At 68.7% G+C, this 14850-nt stretch carries 14 protein-coding genes; 6 read left to right on the top strand and 8 right to left on the bottom strand.

Translation table 11 applies throughout. The features are described 5' to 3' along the window. Nucleotides 1-42 precede the first annotated feature (42 nt). Both ABIA65_RS08235 and ABIA65_RS08230 read right to left on the bottom strand, forming a co-directional pair. Nucleotides 43-2064 carry an oxidoreductase gene (locus tag ABIA65_RS08235; RefSeq protein ID WP_354523219.1) on the bottom strand — a complete coding sequence of 674 codons (2022 nt, stop codon included), beginning with the start codon at nt 2062-2064 and terminating at the stop codon, nt 43-45. Continuing rightward, the gene (locus ABIA65_RS08230) at nt 2061-2645 is read right to left on the bottom strand and encodes a PadR family transcriptional regulator (RefSeq protein ID WP_354523218.1); all 585 of its coding nucleotides are present in this window, start codon (nt 2643-2645) and stop codon (nt 2061-2063) included. Before ABIA65_RS08230 ends, ABIA65_RS08235 begins: the two co-directional genes overlap by 4 nt. 303 nt (nt 2646-2948) lie before the next feature. Here ABIA65_RS08230 and fdxA point away from each other — a divergent pair, with 303 nt between their 5' ends. Continuing rightward, complete coding sequence (gene fdxA / locus ABIA65_RS08225) at nt 2949-3272, top strand: ferredoxin (protein WP_241403784.1); 324 nt, start codon at nt 2949-2951, stop codon at nt 3270-3272. Between the two features lie 8 nt (nt 3273-3280). Continuing rightward, nucleotides 3281-4387: a succinyldiaminopimelate transaminase gene (gene dapC / locus ABIA65_RS08220; protein ID WP_354523217.1), complete on the top strand. Its 1107-nt coding sequence runs from the start codon at nt 3281-3283 to the stop codon at nt 4385-4387. Here dapC and ABIA65_RS08215 read toward each other — a convergent pair. The 4 genes from ABIA65_RS08215 to ABIA65_RS08200 form a co-directional block, all read right to left on the bottom strand. Continuing rightward, nucleotides 4384-5007 carry a response regulator gene (locus ABIA65_RS08215; RefSeq protein WP_354523216.1) on the bottom strand — a complete coding sequence of 208 codons (624 nt, stop codon included), beginning with the start codon at nt 5005-5007 and terminating at the stop codon, nt 4384-4386. The genes dapC and ABIA65_RS08215 overlap by 4 nt on opposite strands. A gap of 31 nt (nt 5008-5038) precedes the next feature. Continuing rightward, nucleotides 5039-6217: a sensor histidine kinase gene (locus ABIA65_RS08210; RefSeq protein WP_354523215.1), complete on the bottom strand. Its 1179-nt coding sequence runs from the start codon at nt 6215-6217 to the stop codon at nt 5039-5041. Nucleotides 6218-6227: 10 nt separating this feature from the next. After that, complete coding sequence (locus ABIA65_RS08205) at nt 6228-7733, bottom strand: carotenoid oxygenase family protein (protein WP_241403787.1); 1506 nt, start codon at nt 7731-7733, stop codon at nt 6228-6230. Between the two features lie 93 nt (nt 7734-7826). Further along, the gene (locus tag ABIA65_RS08200) at nt 7827-9404 is read right to left on the bottom strand and encodes a PucR family transcriptional regulator (RefSeq protein WP_354523214.1); all 1578 of its coding nucleotides are present in this window, start codon (nt 9402-9404) and stop codon (nt 7827-7829) included. An 84-nt stretch (nt 9405-9488) separates the two neighbouring features. Between ABIA65_RS08200 and pruA the strand changes: the two genes are divergently transcribed. Both pruA and ABIA65_RS08190 read left to right on the top strand, forming a co-directional pair. Next, the gene (pruA, locus tag ABIA65_RS08195) at nt 9489-11120 is read left to right on the top strand and encodes an L-glutamate gamma-semialdehyde dehydrogenase (RefSeq protein WP_354523213.1); all 1632 of its coding nucleotides are present in this window, start codon (nt 9489-9491) and stop codon (nt 11118-11120) included. After that, the gene (locus ABIA65_RS08190) at nt 11120-12082 is read left to right on the top strand and encodes a proline dehydrogenase family protein (protein ID WP_354523212.1); all 963 of its coding nucleotides are present in this window, start codon (nt 11120-11122) and stop codon (nt 12080-12082) included. Before pruA ends, ABIA65_RS08190 begins: the two co-directional genes overlap by 1 nt. Nucleotides 12083-12088: 6 nt before the next feature. On the opposite strand, the gene ABIA65_RS08185 is transcribed toward ABIA65_RS08190, so the two are convergent. After that, complete coding sequence (locus ABIA65_RS08185; protein ID WP_354523211.1) at nt 12089-12487, bottom strand: YybH family protein; 399 nt, start codon at nt 12485-12487, stop codon at nt 12089-12091. A gap of 14 nt (nt 12488-12501) precedes the next feature. Beyond that, nucleotides 12502-13002 (bottom strand): NUDIX domain-containing protein, encoded by a 501-nt coding sequence (locus ABIA65_RS08180; protein ID WP_502919554.1) that lies wholly within the window; start codon nt 13000-13002, stop codon nt 12502-12504. A gap of 87 nt (nt 13003-13089) precedes the next feature. Here ABIA65_RS08180 and ABIA65_RS08175 point away from each other — a divergent pair, with 87 nt between their 5' ends. Both ABIA65_RS08175 and ABIA65_RS08170 read left to right on the top strand, forming a co-directional pair. Further along, nucleotides 13090-14490 (top strand): acyl-CoA synthetase, encoded by a 1401-nt coding sequence (locus tag ABIA65_RS08175; RefSeq protein WP_354523209.1) that lies wholly within the window; start codon nt 13090-13092, stop codon nt 14488-14490. After that, nucleotides 14487-14837, top strand: coding sequence for a VOC family protein (locus tag ABIA65_RS08170; RefSeq protein WP_354523208.1), 351 nt, complete (start codon nt 14487-14489; stop codon nt 14835-14837). The genes ABIA65_RS08175 and ABIA65_RS08170 overlap by 4 nt, the downstream gene beginning before the upstream one ends. Nucleotides 14838-14850: the final 13 nt, after the last annotated feature.

Below are 14850 nucleotides of genomic sequence, written 5' to 3'. Positions count from 1 at the left end.
TCCGCAGGCGGAGCCGCTTGCGGACTGCTCGCGCGATGGGGCCTACAGTCGCGCGGCCAGTTCGGTGCCCTGGCGAATGGCGCGCTTGGCGTCGAGTTCGGCGGCGACGGACGCGCCGCCGATGACATGTGGCTGCACCCCGGTGTCCCGCAGGCGCTCCGCGAGATCGCGCACCGACTCCTGGCCCGCGCACACGACGACGTTGTCGACCTCGAGCACGCGGGGCTCGTTGTGTTGCGGGCCGAAGCTGATGTGCAGGCCGGCGTCATCGATGCGTTCGTAGTTGACGCCCGAAAGCTGTTGCACGCCCTTGGCCTTCACCGACGCGCGGTGCACCCAGCCGGACGTCTTGCCCAGCGTGCGGCCCTGCGAACCCTTCGTGCGCTGCAGCAGATACACCTCCCGCGCCGGGCGCAGCGGTATCGGCGTGGTCAGTGCGCCGCGGTTCTCCTGCGGGTCGGCGACCCCCCACTCGGCCTTCCACTCCTTGAGGTTCAGCGTGGGGGACTCGTCGGTGACCAGGAACTCGCTGACATCGAACCCGATGCCACCGGCTCCGATGACGGCGACGCGGCCGCCGATCGGTGCACCCAGGATCGCCTCGGCGTAGGACAGCACCATGGGGTGGTCGATGCCCGGGATGTCGGGCATCCGCGGTGCGACGCCGGTGGCGATCACCACCTCGTCGAAACCGGACAGCTCCTCGACGTCAGCGCGCGTGGCGAGCCGCACGTCGACACCGTGTTTGTCGAGCATCCGCGTGTAGTAGCGGATGGTCTCGTTGAACTCCTCCTTGCCGGGGATCCTTCTGGCGAGGTCGAACTGGCCGCCGATGGCGCCACCCGCCTCGAACAGCGTGACGGCGTGGCCGCGCTCGGCGGCTGTGACCGCGGCCGACAGGCCCGCTGGCCCGGCACCCACCACGGCCACGCGTTTGGTTCGCCGCGTCGGAGCGAGCACCAGTTTCGTCTCGTGCCCGGCTCGCGGATTGAGCAGACACGACACGGTCTTGTGGACGAACGCGTGATCCAGGCACGCCTGGTTGCAGGCGATGCAGGTGTTGATCTCGTCGGCGGCATCGGCTTGGGCCTTGTTCACCCAGTCCGGGTCCGATAGCAGGGGACGAGCCATCGAGATCAACTGGACGTGCCCGTCGGCGAGGATCTGTTCGCACGCCTGCGGCATGTTGATCCGGTTGCTGGCCACCACGGGAACGCTGACGTGCTCGGCGATCGCATTGCTGACGTCGACGAATGCGCCACTGGGCACCGACGTCACGATCGTCGGCACCCGCGACTCGTGCCAGCCGACGCCGGTGTTGATGATCGTCGCGCCTGCCGCTTCGACCTCGCTGGCCAGGGCCGTGATCTCGTCCCAGCTCTGGCCGTCCTCCACGTAGTCGGCCATCGACATCCGATAGCAGATGATGAAGTCACGCCCGACCGCCTCGCGGGTCCGGCGCACGATCTCGACGGGCAGGCGTCGGCGCTTCTCGGGCGTGCCGCCCCAGGCGTCGGTGCGCTTGTTGGTGCGCGGGGCCAGGAACTGGTTGAGCAGATAGCCCTCGCTGCCCATGATCTCGACACCGTCGTAACCGGCCTCGCGCGCCAGCACGGCGCATTTGACGAAGTCGCTGACGGTGTCCTCGACACCGCGGGTCGACAGCTTGCGCGGTCGGAAGGGGTTGATGGGTGCCTTGATCGACGACGCGCTCACCGAAAGTGGATGGTAGGCATAGCGTCCCGCGTGTAACACCTGCAGAAGGATCTTGCCGCCCTCGTCGTGCACCGCTGACGTCACGGAGCGGTGCCGTCGAGCGTCGGAGGACGACAGCATCTGCGCGGCGAATGGCAGCAGCCAGCCGGTGCGGTTGGGCGCGTAGCCGCCGGTGATGATCAGTCCGACGCCACCACGCGCCCGCTCGGCGAAATAGGCTGCCAGACGGTCGATATCGCGTGCACGGTCTTCGAGCCCGGTGTGCATCGAGCCCATCACCACCCTGTTGCGCAACGTGGTGAAGCCCAGGTCCAGGGGAGAGAGCAGGTTGGGGTACGGGTTGCTCACTGGTCGCCTCCCCGATCGCGGCAGCGATCGTCCTGCCCGAGCGCGCTGAGTACTTCGTCGAGCCAGTCCACCGAACCCTGTTCGGCCCTGATGCCACCGCGCAACACCAGGTACTGGTTGCGGGCGGATCCGGTCAGGGTCGATGGGTCGGGAAACTGGCGCTTCTCGAATCCTCGGTAGGTGTCCAGGGTTTGGGCCCGCTCACGGCGCAGCGTGACGACCTGGGCGCGCAGGGCGTCGGCGTCGCCGAACTGTGCGCCCCGGATCTTCACTGCCAGCTCGCGGGTTCTCGAGTCGGTGATGGAACTGCCGCGCCCGCACAGTGGTTCGCTGATCCAACGGGCCAGCTCGGCCCGGCCGGCGGCGGTCACGTCGTAGACCTTCTTGTCCGGCCGGGTGCTCTGCGCAACGACCTCGACGTGCACCCATCCGTCGTTCTCCATCGTGCGCAGCGTCCGGTAGATCTGCTGGTGGGTCGCGGCCCAGAAGTGCCCGATCGACCGGTCGAAGCGGCGGGCCAGTTCGTAGCCGGACCCTGCCTGCTCGCACAGCGACACCAGGATCGCGTGGGGTAGCGCCATTGCCGCACTGTATGTGATACCAGCGGTCCTATGCAATGAGTTGCACAGGTCGATTCTCGACTCCGGCAAGCGCCCGCGACACGCCGGGGGATGGGAACGGTCCTGGGGGATGCAACGCATAGCGGGTTTTATCTGCAACGTCTAGTATCAGTAACCCCGCGCCGCCTGTGAGGGCGGCGGGCAAAAGTTAGGACACACTCAGAAGAACGTCGGAGTATGAGCAACGGCATACTTGCGGCGACTTCTCGGAAAAGCTCAACGAGACCGAACCGATCAGCAGCCCGCTGGACAGGAGACACAGTAGTGACGTACGTCATTGCCGAGCCATGCGTCGACGTCAAGGACAAGTCGTGCATTGAAGAATGCCCGGTTGATTGCATCTACGAGGGTGCGCGCATGCTGTACATCCACCCGGATGAGTGCGTGGACTGCGGCGCCTGCGAGCCGGTTTGCCCGGTTGAGGCCATCTACTACGAGGACGACGTCCCGGACCAGTGGGCCAGCTACACGCAGGCCAACGCCGACTTCTTCGTAGAACTCGGTTCGCCCGGCGGCGCGTCCAAGGTTGGGCAGACCGAGCATGACCCGCAGATGATCAAGGATCTGCCGCCTCAGGGCGAGGACTGAAGACGCCTGTGTTCCGTTCGGGGCCCCTCTCGGGAGCTCTGCCGGTCTTTCCCTGGGACACGCTCGCCGACGTCACTGCACTGGCGCGAGCGCATCCCGGGGGCATCGTCGACCTGTCGGTAGGTACGCCCGTCGACCCGGTGGCCCCGTTGATCCGGGACGCGCTGTACGAGGCGAGTTCCGCTCCGGGATACCCGACCACGGCGGGCACCGCGGCCCTGCGTGCTTCAGCCTCGGCCGCCCTGCAGCGCCGTTACGGGGTCACAGGCCTCGACGGTGACGCGATCCTGCCCGTCATCGGCACCAAGGAACTCATCGCGTGGCTGCCGACCCTGATGGCACTGGGGCCCGATGACGCCGTCGTCGTCCCTGAACTCGCCTACCCGACCTATGACGTCGGCGCCCGCCTCGCCGGCGCTCAGGTCGTGCGTGCGGACTCGCTGACCCAGCTCGGGCCGCGCAACCCCGCGCTGGTGTATCTGAACTCGCCCAGCAACCCCACCGGCGCGGTTCTGGGCGTCGACCACCTGCGAAAGGTCGTCACCTGGGCGCGTGAGCGGAGTGTGCTCGTTGCCTCCGACGAGTGTTACCTCGGGCTCGGCTGGGATGTGGAGCCGGTCTCGGTCCTGCACCCGTCGGTGTGCGATGGCGACCACACCGGGCTGCTGGCCATCCACTCGCTGTCCAAGACCTCCTCCCTGGCCGGGTACCGCGCCGGTTTCGTGGCTGGAGATCCCGCCGTCGTCGCCGAACTGCTGGCCGTGCGGAAGCACGCCGGCATGATGGTGCCGACCGCGATCCAGGCAGCCATGGTCGCGGCCCTCGACGACGACGCGCACGAACTGGCGCAGCGAGAGCGCTACGCCCGGCGACGCCGCGTCCTGATGCGCGCCGTCCGCGACGCGGGACTGACCGTCGAGCACTCCGAGGCCGGCCTCTACCTCTGGGTCACCCGCGACGAGCCCTGCCGCGACACCGTCACGTGGTTCGCCCAGCGCGGCATTCTGACCGCGCCCGGTGAGTTCTACGGACCCCGCGGCAGCCGCCACGTGCGCATCGCGCTGACCGCCACCGACGAGCGCATCGACGCCGCCGTCGCACGCCTGGCGTCCTAACCGCCGAGCAGCCCCAGCGACATCGCGGTCGTCACTGCCGCGGTGCGATCGGACACCCCGAGCTTGTTGAACGCGCGCAACAGATGCGTCTTCACCGTCGCCTCGCTGATATGCAGACGCCGACCGATGTCGGCATTGGTCAGCCCCTCGGACACCAGGGCCAGCACGTCGACCTCACGCGACGACAGCGATGCCGGCGGTGGGCGCCGGACGAACCGCACCAGCCGGTCCGCGACCGACGGAGCCAGAACGGTCTTGCCGTCCGCGGCATCGCGCACAGCGGCGGCGAGTTCGGCCCGCGTCGCATCCTTGAGCAGGTAGCCGGCGGCGCCGGCCTCGACCGCGCGCAGGATGTCGGAGTCCGATTCGTAGGTGGTGACGACGACGATCCGGATACCCGGTGAGGTGGCCAGAATCCGCTCGGTGGCCGTCACGCCGTCGACATCAGGCATCCGCAGGTCCATGAGAATGACGTCGGGACACAGACTCTGGGCCATCGAGACGGCTTCGATGCCCGAGCCGGCCTCGCCGACGACGCTCAGGTCTGGCTCGGCATCGATCATGCCTCGAAGGCCCTCCCGCACCACGGGATGGTCGTCGACCAGCAGCACCGTTGTCATGCGCGATCCCGTTCCGCTTCTCGCTGGGGCGTCACAGTGCGGGCACCTCGACAACGACCGTGACCCCGCCACCCGAGGTCTGCAGGACTGTCAGCGACCCGCCGACCTGGGCGGCGCGCGCCCGCATGCCGGTCAGTCCGTAACCGTCATGGTGCTGCGCGGAGAGCCCGGTTCCGTTGTCCGACAGCGAGAGCCGAAGCATATCGCCGTCGGCGGCCAGGTCCACCGACACCTCGGTGGCGCCTGCGTGCTTGCGAATGTTGGCCAGCGACTCCTGGGCGGCGCGAAGCAGGACGACGTTCGACGCCATCGCCGACGATGGCAGGTCGGGATCGGCGGTCACTCTCACCGCAACACCCGACTCCGCTGCGAACGCGTCGCACTGGCGGCGAATCACGGCAGACAGTGAGCCCTCGTCCAGCGCTGCCGGGGTCAGGGAGCTGACCATGGTGCGTGCCTCGGACAGGTTCGCGCGGGCGGTCCTCCGGATCAGTTCGACGTGCCCAGCGGCCGTGTCGGGGTCGGTGTCGAGTTCGGCCTGCACGGCCTGCGCTAGCGCGACGATGCTGGTGAAACCCTGCGCCAGGGTGTCGTGAATCTCGCGGGCCAGCCGCTCGCGCTCCCCGGCGATGCCGGCTTCCCTGGACAGCCTTGAGGTTTCGGCCCGGCTGGCCTCCAGTGCGGCGACCACGGCGGCCATCTCCATTCGTTGTCGCACCGTCGTGACGACCATGATCCCGATCAGCGGTCCGGCGATCAGGCCGAGCAGTGTCATGGCCACCGCGACCGGCAGGTGCGGTGACTGCAGGCCGGAGGCCGCGACGTCGATGGTCAGCGGCATGAGCGTGACCGCGAGGGCTGCTCCGATGGCCACCGTCAGCGGAAGCGTCGAGAAGAGCACGGGATACAGCGCGGGAATGGCGGCAACGGCCGCCGGGGCGCACACCATGGACAGTGCCCACAGAATCGTCGCGACCACGACGTAGACGATCGAGCGCGCCGTGAGCGCGCCCAGCCGGGGCACACGGCGCCCGGCGATGGTCAGCCATGCGATCAACGCGACGAGCAGGGCGGCCGCGACGCCCGGCGCCCGGCCGGGAACCAGGTCATCGAGCAGGAACACGGATATGACGGCGACACCGCACATGCCCACGATGTAGGTGTCCCACAGGACGTGCCACGTGTTGAGTTGCTGCGCGGCGTCCTCCATCGAGCTGATGCTAGCTCTCCTGAGGCACCCAGTTGCCGTGGAATCCGTGCGGCACACGGGCGGGAACTGCGATGGTGGCCACCGTCTCAAGCGTCTGTGCGTCAAGCAGCACCAGATCGCTGCGGTCCTCGGCGCGGTCGTAGACGAAGCCCATCGCCACACCGTCGTCCTCGCCGGCGTCAGCGCTCGACGGCACGAACACGAACTCGCCCGGCTCACGACCCGCGCCGAAGCGCGCGGCCCGCGAGGTGCCCGCCTCGAGATCGTGCTTGATGATCGCCGTCGGCGGTGTGTGCGCCTCGACCGCGGTGGTGGAATCCCAGCCGACGGCGTAGCCGTACCGATGCCGAAGCCCGACGCGGCGCTCGTCGACCCGGGGGAACTCCTGCGTCGTGTCGTCGAGTCGAACCTCGGACACGTGGCCCGATGTCAGATCCACGGTCCAGCGGTCCAGGCTCTGAGATCCCGGGGCGAGTTCGGCGCCCGCGGTGAACACCGACGCGTGACGGACCACGTCGAGCACGATCGTCGCCCCGTTCGGGCCGGTGTCCTCGTGGGCGTTGAGCGGATGGAACACGTAGCACGGTGCCACCTCGAACCACCGGATGTCGGACGCCGTGCCCGTTCTCGGCAGCACGCCGATCCGAGCTGGGCGCTCCGGTGCCCAACGGTAGGGCAGTCCGTTTGGCGCACCGAACCGCTCCGAGCCCCGCATCGCGACGCGCAGCAGGAGGTCAGGTGCGGCGTGGACGGCGACGAACCGGCTGAGCAGCCGGGCCGCCGCGCGGGCGGGCCGGTTGGTCAGGCTCGCCCCGAGGTCGAGCGCCACCGGAAGGTCGTAGATGACGACGTAGTTCTCGGTCAGCGAGAAGTCGTGCATCATCGTGTGCGAGTCCAGCGTGATGTCGACGCTGTGGCGCACCCGCCCGTCCGCGCCGGTGACGGTGTATTGAATGCGGTTGCCGCGCATCGGGTTATACGACACCGCGTGCAGTTCCCCGGTGGCCGGATCGCGTTTGGGATGCGCGCTGTACCCGCCGAACAGCGTGCCGCAGAAGTCCGACCCGCCGATGGTGTTCAGCTCGTCGTCGAGTTCGTAGGGTCGGACACCGGATTCGGTGAGCACCAACGTGCGACCGGCGTGGCCGATGATGTTGGTGTTGCCCGCGAAGTCGAACCCGCCGTCGTGCGCTCCGCCCGGCCACCGTTCACCGAGCGTGCGTGCCATGGCCCCCGAGCGCACCCACCGGTTCCGGTACCACTGGGCCCGGCCGTCGCCGATCCGCAGCCCGTGCGCCATGCCCGCACCGAGAAACCAGTGATAGCGGTCCGGATCCGGCTCGCCCACCGGGTTGGGGCCGGTGCGCAGATAGCGTCCATTCAGGTAGTCGGGGATGGTGCCGGTCACGTCTAGGTCGGTCACCGTGAGTTCGTCGCGGACCGGGGCGAAGTTCCCGCTGAGAAACGGATTCGTCGACGGCCGCAGCGGGGTGTCGATCGTGGTGTCTGGGCTCATATGACGAGCGTGCGCCACCTCACCCCGCCCGCGCGACCCCCGGAAGGTTGGATTTGCTGTCAGTCGATCGGTTGACGCCGCACGGCCCACGCCTCACCCGATGGCGCGCAGACTCAGCGACAGCAGCAGCCGTACATCGGGATCGGCCAGCGATGTGCCGAGGACATCCTCGACGCGTCGCACGCGGTAGCGGACGGTGTTGGGATGAACGTGTAGGTTGGCCGCCGCCGCGGCCACATCACCGAAACCATCGAGGTAGGCACGCAACGTCTCGGCGAGCACGGGCTCGTTCTCGCGCAGGTCCCGCACCCGCGGGTCGATCAGCCGATCGTCGGTCGAGATCATCGTGACGATCTCGTCGAGGATCACGGCGGTACGCGCCTCGGCGAGCGACGTCACCTGGCCGATGGCCCCGGGGTGTCGGCCCGCGCTGTCGAGCACCCGGTCCACCTCTGCGCGCGACGCCGCGACACCCCGCAGACCCGTTGCGGGGGAGGCGATCACGGCCCGCAGCTCGATGCCGAGTTCAGTGCGCAGACCGCCGATGGTGCCGCGGATCCACGACGGCACCGAGCCCTTGCCGGTGTTCGGGAACAGCACGTACACCCGTGAGCCGTGCGCCGTCACCTGCGCGTCGGGGCGGAAGGCGCTGGCGCTCAACGCCAATACGTCGGCCAGCCGCGAAGTGCCCGCGCCAGGGCCGTCGAAGCCGATGACCGCGGGCCGCCCGTCGGCGACGATGCCGAGTTCGCGTGCCACGTCGTCGACGTCGGCGCCGCTGTCATCGCGCAGGCCCAGCAGTTCCTGCACCCGCATGGCGTGTGTCGACGGTGTCGCCGCGAGCCGCGACAGGATGCGCCCCGCGAGCACCGCCGCGCCGCGCAGCACCTCGTCGGTGTCGTCGGCCAGGGAGCGCGAGCCCTGTTGCACCCAGATGGTGCCCGCGAACACCGGGGGCCTGCGCGGGTCGGGTGCGCCGTGGTGGATCCCGACGGCGCGACGCGGCTGCAGACCCAGCTCGGGACGCGCCTCGACGCTGACCACCTCACCCGCTCGGACGGCGTCGAAGATGCCCCACTTGCCGATCCAGGCGAGATGCTCCGGTGGCCCCGCGCGGCCGAGGATCGATGCGCGGCGCAGCTCGTCGGCCTCCTCGTTGGACGCCGAGTAGGCCAGCACGTGTGACTGCGCGTCCTCGATGCTGACCATCCCGTGGGTGCGGTCGGCGATGGACTGGGCCAGGCCGAACAGGTCGGTGCCCGAGTCGAACATGGGGTCGGCTCGGTCCCCGTGGTGCTCGAAGACGTGGTCGACCAGCCGGTACAGCCGTTCCCATCGCGCCCGCGGGTCGACGGTGACCACCGCGGTACCCACAGCCACGGCGCGGGCGATCACCGCGTCGGACGGCTCCTTGACGAACACGGCCGCGGGCGCTCGCGTTGAGGCCTGACCGACCAGCCACGCCAGCGCCTCGTCGTCGCCGACACCGAGGAGGAAGAACACGTCAGCCGAGCCGGAACCCGCCGCCAGCCCGAGCCTGACGTCGTCGGAGTCGATGAGCGCGGCCGAGGCGACGGGCAGGTCCAGGCCACGGGGAGCCTCCACCAGCGTCACCATGGTGGCGTCCAGCGCCAGGACCAGTTGGCCGAGGCTCACGCCGGATGTGGTCATGTTGGCCGATTCTACTGTTGCTGTCGTCAGGTCTTGTCCGATTGGCTAATCCTTGAACGCGGCGAACGCGGGAACCTAATGAGCATGGACGCGATCACCGATGTGCCGCTGCCGGTCAACGAACCGGTACTTGACTACGCCCCCCAGAGTCCCGAGCGCAGCAGGCTCACCGCCGCACTCGACACGCTCGCCGACACCCCCGTCGACCTGCCCCACGTCATCGGCGGGAAGCACGCGATGGGCGGGGGAGAACGCATCGACGTGGTGCAACCGCATCGCCACTCCGCCGTGCTCGGCACGCTGACCAACGCCGGGCCCACCGAGGCCGCCGCAGCCGTGGAAGCTGCGATCGCCGCGAAGGACGCATGGGCGGCCACGCCGTTCGACGAACGCGCCGCGGTGTTCCTGCGGGCGGCTGACCTGCTCGCCGGACCGTGGCGGGAGAGGCTCGCCGCGGCCACCATGCTCGGACAGTCGAAGACCGCCTACCAGGCCGAGATCGACGCGGCCTGTGAACTCATCGACTTCTGGCGTTTCAACGTGGCCTTCGCCCGCCAGATCCTGGCGCAGCAGCCGATCAGCACGCGCGGCATCTGGAATCGCACGGACTACCGCCCTCTCGAGGGCTTCGTCTACGCGATCACCCCGTTCAACTTCACCGCGATCGCGGGCAACCTCCCGACTGCGCCTGCGCTCATGGGTAACACGGTGGTGTGGAAACCATCAGTGACGCAGACGTTCTCGGCCTACCTCACGATGCAGCTGCTGGAGGCGGCAGGTCTGCCACCCGGGGTGATCAATCTGGTGACGGGGGACGGGTTCGCGGTGTCGGACGTGGTGCTGGCCGATCCGCGGCTCGCAGGCATCCACTTCACCGGGTCGACCGCGACGTTCCAGCATCTGTGGCGCGAGGTCGGCACGCACATCGACCGATACCGCACCTACCCTCGGCTGGTCGGCGAGACCGGAGGTAAGGACTTCGTGGTCGCGCACGCCAGCGCGCGCCCGGATGTGCTGCGCACCGCACTGATTCGCGGCGCCTTCGACTATCAGGGGCAGAAGTGCTCGGCGGCGTCGAGAGCCTTCGTCTCACGGTCGGTGTGGCAGCGGATGGGTGATGACTTCCTCGGCGCGACGGAGGCGTTGAGCTACGGCGATGTCGCCGACCTGTCCAACTACGGTGGCGCGCTGATCGACGCCCGCGCGTTCGCCAAGAACGTGGCGGCCATCGAGCGGGCCAAGGGTGCGGCGGGTGTCACGATTGCCGCAGGCGGCGAATACGACGACAGCGAGGGCTATTTCGTGCGGCCCACGGTGCTGCTCTCCGACGACCCCACCGACGAGGCGTTCCGCCGCGAGTACTTCGGCCCGATCCTGGCCGTGCACGTGTTCGACGACGACCGATGGGATGACGTCCTCGGCCTCGTCGACACCGGGTCGGACTACGGCCTGACCGGCGCCGTGATCGCCGACGATCGCTCCGCCGTGCTGGATGCCGAGAACCGACTGCGATACGCGGCAGGCAACTTCTACGTGAACGACAAGCCGACCGGCGCTGTCGTCGGCCAACAGCCCTTCGGCGGCTCTCGCGGATCGGGCACCAACGACAAGGCGGGCTCGGCGCAGAACCTGTTGCGCTGGACGTCGGCCCGATCGATCAAGGAGACGTTCGTCCCGCCCACCGACCACGCCTATCCCCACATGGGGGCGAACTGATGTCCGGGGTGTTCGGCCGCGTGGCCCGGCCCGCGATCCTGGCGGCGAGCCGCTCGGACCGGCTGCGCCGGATCGCCGAGGAGCTGCCCATCACGCGTCATGTGGTGAACCGGTTCGTGCCGGGGGTGACCATCGGCGACGTGGTGTCATCAGTTGCGGTGCTGCGGAATTCACGTCGCTTCGTGAGCGTCGACTATCTCGGCGAGGACGTTACCGACGCCGAGGCGGCCAACGCCACCGTGCAGGCCTACATGGACCTGCTGGAGGCGTTCGGGAACATCGCCGAGTTCGGTGATGGCCCGCGGCCGTTGGAGGTGTCACTCAAGCTGTCCGCGCTGGGGCAGGCGCTGCCTCGCGACGGGGAGAAGATCGCCTACGAGAACGCACACGCCATATGTCAGCGGGCCCGCGACGTCGGCGCCTGGGTCACCGTCGACGCCGAGGACCACACCACGACGGACTCCACGTTGTCGATCGTGCGGGACCTGCGCCGCGACTTCGACTGGCTGGGCACGGTCCTGCAGGCCTATCTGCGACGGACCGAGGCCGACTGCGCGGAGTTCGCGGCATCGGGCGCCCGAATCAGACTGTGCAAGGGCGCTTATGACGAGCCGTCGTCGGTGGCGTTCCGTGACCCCGACGATGTGACCGACTCCTACCTGCGCTGTCTGCGGGTGCTCATGGCGGGAAGCGGCTATCCGATGGTGGCATCGCACGATCCTGCGGTGATCTCCGCGGTGCCGAGCTTGGTCACCGAATTCGGGCGCAGTGTCGACGATTTCGAGTATCAGATGCTTTACGGCATCCGGGACACCGAACAGCGCCGACTGACCGACGGCGGCAACCACGTGCGCGTCTACGTACCGTTCGGCACGCAGTGGTACGGGTACTTCGTCCGGCGGTTGGCCGAGCGACCCGCCAACCTGACCTTCTTTCTCCGTGCGCTGACCGAGCGGCGGTAACCGGCGTCAATCCGGCATGGGGAACGAGTGGTGCTCGTGCACCACGACCCACTGCCCGTCGATGTTGCGCAGACCCATGGTGATCCGCAGCCGGCTGTCCGGGTCGGTCTCGAAGTCTGCGGGCGGTCCGCACCGCAGCAACGCGTAGGCGAAGGCGACGTCGGCTCCGGCCTCCACGTTGAGTTCGACGAGTTCGAAGATCCCGTCCGTGTTGCGCTGCCAGTCGAAGAACGGTGCCCAGCTGTCGCGGTACTCGACGATGCCTCGGACACCCTGATGCGGCGGGGGTACGTCGAACATCACGATGTCATCGGAGTGCTGGGCGACCACACCGTCCAGGTCCTTGGCCTGCACGGCATCCACCCACCGGGTGACCAGTGCTCTGACGTCGGCTTCGGCGCTCATGGTGCTTCCTTCCGTCAGGCCCTGTCCTCGGCCAGGCGCAGCAGTGTCCACGCGGCCAGGCTTTGCGCGTCGGTGATCTCGCCACTCGCCATCATGTCCTCGACCTCGGGCCGGGTGAACCAGGCGCTGTGCATGTCCTGTTCCTCGTACTCGCGGTCGTGCTCGCCCTCGGTCAGCTGGGTGGCCAGCCACACCCAGCCGCGCTGGCTGCTCATGCCGGCGGCCACGTCGAGCTGGCCCAGCACCACCATTGACTCTGCCCGCAGGCCCGTCTCCTCGCGCAGTTCTGCTGCGGCGAGCTCCTCGGCGGGCGGCTCGCCGCCGTCGAGCGATCCCGGTGCGGTGCCCTGGGGAAACTCCCAGCGCCGCATGCCGATCGGATAGCGGAACTGCTCGACGAGGCGGTAGCGGTCGCCGTCCTGGGGGATGACCAGTGCATACGTCGGTTTGTCGATCACCCCGTAGATGCCGAGGCTGCCGTCCGGCCTCCGGATGCCGTCCTCCCGGACGACCATCCACGCATTCCGATATATCTCGCGGGACTCGACGCGTTCGATGGGCTTCACCCGTCCAGTATCGCGTGCAGCGGTAGCCTCGCTGACGTGCTGCTCACCTCGCTCAACCCGGCCGCTGTCGCCGCCGGACACGACCTCGACGACGCCGTTCGGATCGGGGACGCCTCGTTGAGCCGCAGCGATCTCGTCGGCGCGGCCACCTCGGTGGCCGAACGGGTCGCCCGCGCGCAGCGTGTCGCGGTGCTGGCCACCCCGACCGCCACGACCGTGCTGGCCATCATCGGCTGTCTCATCGCCGGGGTGCCGGTAGTGCCGGTGCCTGCCGACGTGGGGGAGACCGAACGCCGACACATTCTCGCCGACTCAGGTGCGCAGGCATGGTTGGGAGAGCTGCCGCAGGACGCGGAGGGCCTGCCGCACATTCCCGTTCGGCTGCACGCTCGGTCCTGGCACCGCTACGCCGAACCCACGCCCGACTCCACCGCGCTGATCATGTACACCTCCGGCACCACCGGGCCGCCCAAGGGCGTGGTGCTGAGCAGACGGGCGATCGCCGCCGACATCGATGCGCTGGCGCAGGCATGGCAGTGGACTGCCGATGACACGTTGGTGCACGGCCTTCCGCTGTTCCACGTGCACGGTCTGATCCTCGGCCTGCTGGGCTCGCTGCGGATCGGGAACCGCTTTGTCCACACCGGCAAGCCGACACCTGAGGCATACGCGAAGGCAGCGGGAACGCTCTACTTCGGTGTCCCCACCGTGTGGTCGCGCGTTGTCGGCGATCCGGACGCCGCGCGGGCGTTGTCCTCGGCGCGGCTGCTGGTGTCGGGCAGCGCACCGCTGCCGGTGCCGGTGTTCGACGAGATGGTGCGCCTCACCGGGCGCGCTCCGGTCGAGCGGTACGGCAGCACCGAGTCGCTGATCACCCTCAGCACATCGGCCGACGGTGAACGGCGGGCCGGCTGGGTCGGACTGCCGCTCGCGGGTGTGCAGACCCGGCTCGTCGACGATGACGGAGCCGAGGTCGCCCACGATGGCGAGACCATCGGACGGTTGGAGGTCAAGTCGCCCACCATGTTCGACGGGTATCTGAATCGTGCGGATGCGACGGCCGACGCGTTCACCACCGACGGGTGGTACCGCACCGGAGACGTCGCGGTCGTCGACGCCGACGGTATGCACCGGATCGTCGGACGCGAATCGGTGGACCTCATCAAGTCCGGCGGCTACCGGATCGGCGCCGGTGAGATCGAGACGATCCTGCTGGGCCACGCCGGGGTATCCGAGGCCGCGGTGGTCGGGGTGCCCGACGACGACCTGGGTCAGCGGATTGTGGCGTTCGTCGTCGGCGATGCCGACCCGGCCGATCTGATCGACTACGTCGCCCGACAACTGTCGGTGCACAAGCGCCCCCGCGAGGTGCGCGTCGTCGAGAGCCTGCCCCGCAACGCGATGGGCAAGGTACTCAAGAAGGAGCTGATGACGTGACCCTGGTGTTCGACGAGATCTGCATCGACGCCCACGACATCACTGCGCTGGCCGGCTGGTGGGCGCGGGTACTGGGCTGGGACAGCGGCATCACCTCCGACGGTGACGCGGTGTTGTACGCGCCGCCCGGCGCCGGACCGAACTGGCTCTTCCTCGAGGTACCCGACGACAAGGTAGTCAAGAACCGCATCCACTTCGACTTCCGGCCCGACGATCAACAGGCCGAGGTCGATCGCGTCATCGGCCTCGGCGCGCGCCGCGTGGACATCGGTCAGGGCGACGAGTCCTGGGTGGTGCTCGCCGACCCCGAGGGCAACGAGTTCTGCATCCTCGCCGCCGACGACTGACCCTCTCTAACGA

Origin of the sequence: Mycolicibacterium sp. 624, assembly GCF_040548615.1 — a bacterium.
Taxonomy (GTDB): Bacteria; Actinomycetota; Actinomycetes; order Mycobacteriales; family Mycobacteriaceae; genus Mycobacterium.
This window is presented reverse-complemented; position numbering and strand designations above follow the sequence as displayed.

Excerpts from the sequence above, each read along its gene's own strand:
- ABIA65_RS08230 (WP_354523218.1), bottom strand. The coding sequence starts at position 2,645 with ATGGCGCTACCCCACGCGATCCTGGTGTCGCTGTGCGAGCAGGCAGGG.
- ABIA65_RS08215 (WP_354523216.1), bottom strand. The coding sequence starts at position 5,007 with ATGACAACGGTGCTGCTGGTCGACGACCATCCCGTGGTGCGGGAGGGC.
- ABIA65_RS08210 (WP_354523215.1), bottom strand. The coding sequence starts at position 6,217 with ATGGAGGACGCCGCGCAGCAACTCAACACGTGGCACGTCCTGTGGGAC.
- ABIA65_RS08205 (WP_241403787.1), bottom strand. The coding sequence starts at position 7,733 with ATGAGCCCAGACACCACGATCGACACCCCGCTGCGGCCGTCGACGAAT.
- ABIA65_RS08200 (WP_354523214.1), bottom strand. The coding sequence starts at position 9,404 with ATGACCACATCCGGCGTGAGCCTCGGCCAACTGGTCCTGGCGCTGGAC.
- pruA (WP_354523213.1), top strand. The coding sequence starts at position 9,489 with ATGGACGCGATCACCGATGTGCCGCTGCCGGTCAACGAACCGGTACTT.
- ABIA65_RS08190 (WP_354523212.1), top strand. The coding sequence starts at position 11,120 with ATGTCCGGGGTGTTCGGCCGCGTGGCCCGGCCCGCGATCCTGGCGGCG.
- ABIA65_RS08185 (WP_354523211.1), bottom strand. The coding sequence starts at position 12,487 with ATGAGCGCCGAAGCCGACGTCAGAGCACTGGTCACCCGGTGGGTGGAT.
- ABIA65_RS08180 (WP_502919554.1), bottom strand. The coding sequence starts at position 13,002 with ATGGTCGTCCGGGAGGACGGCATCCGGAGGCCGGACGGCAGCCTCGGC.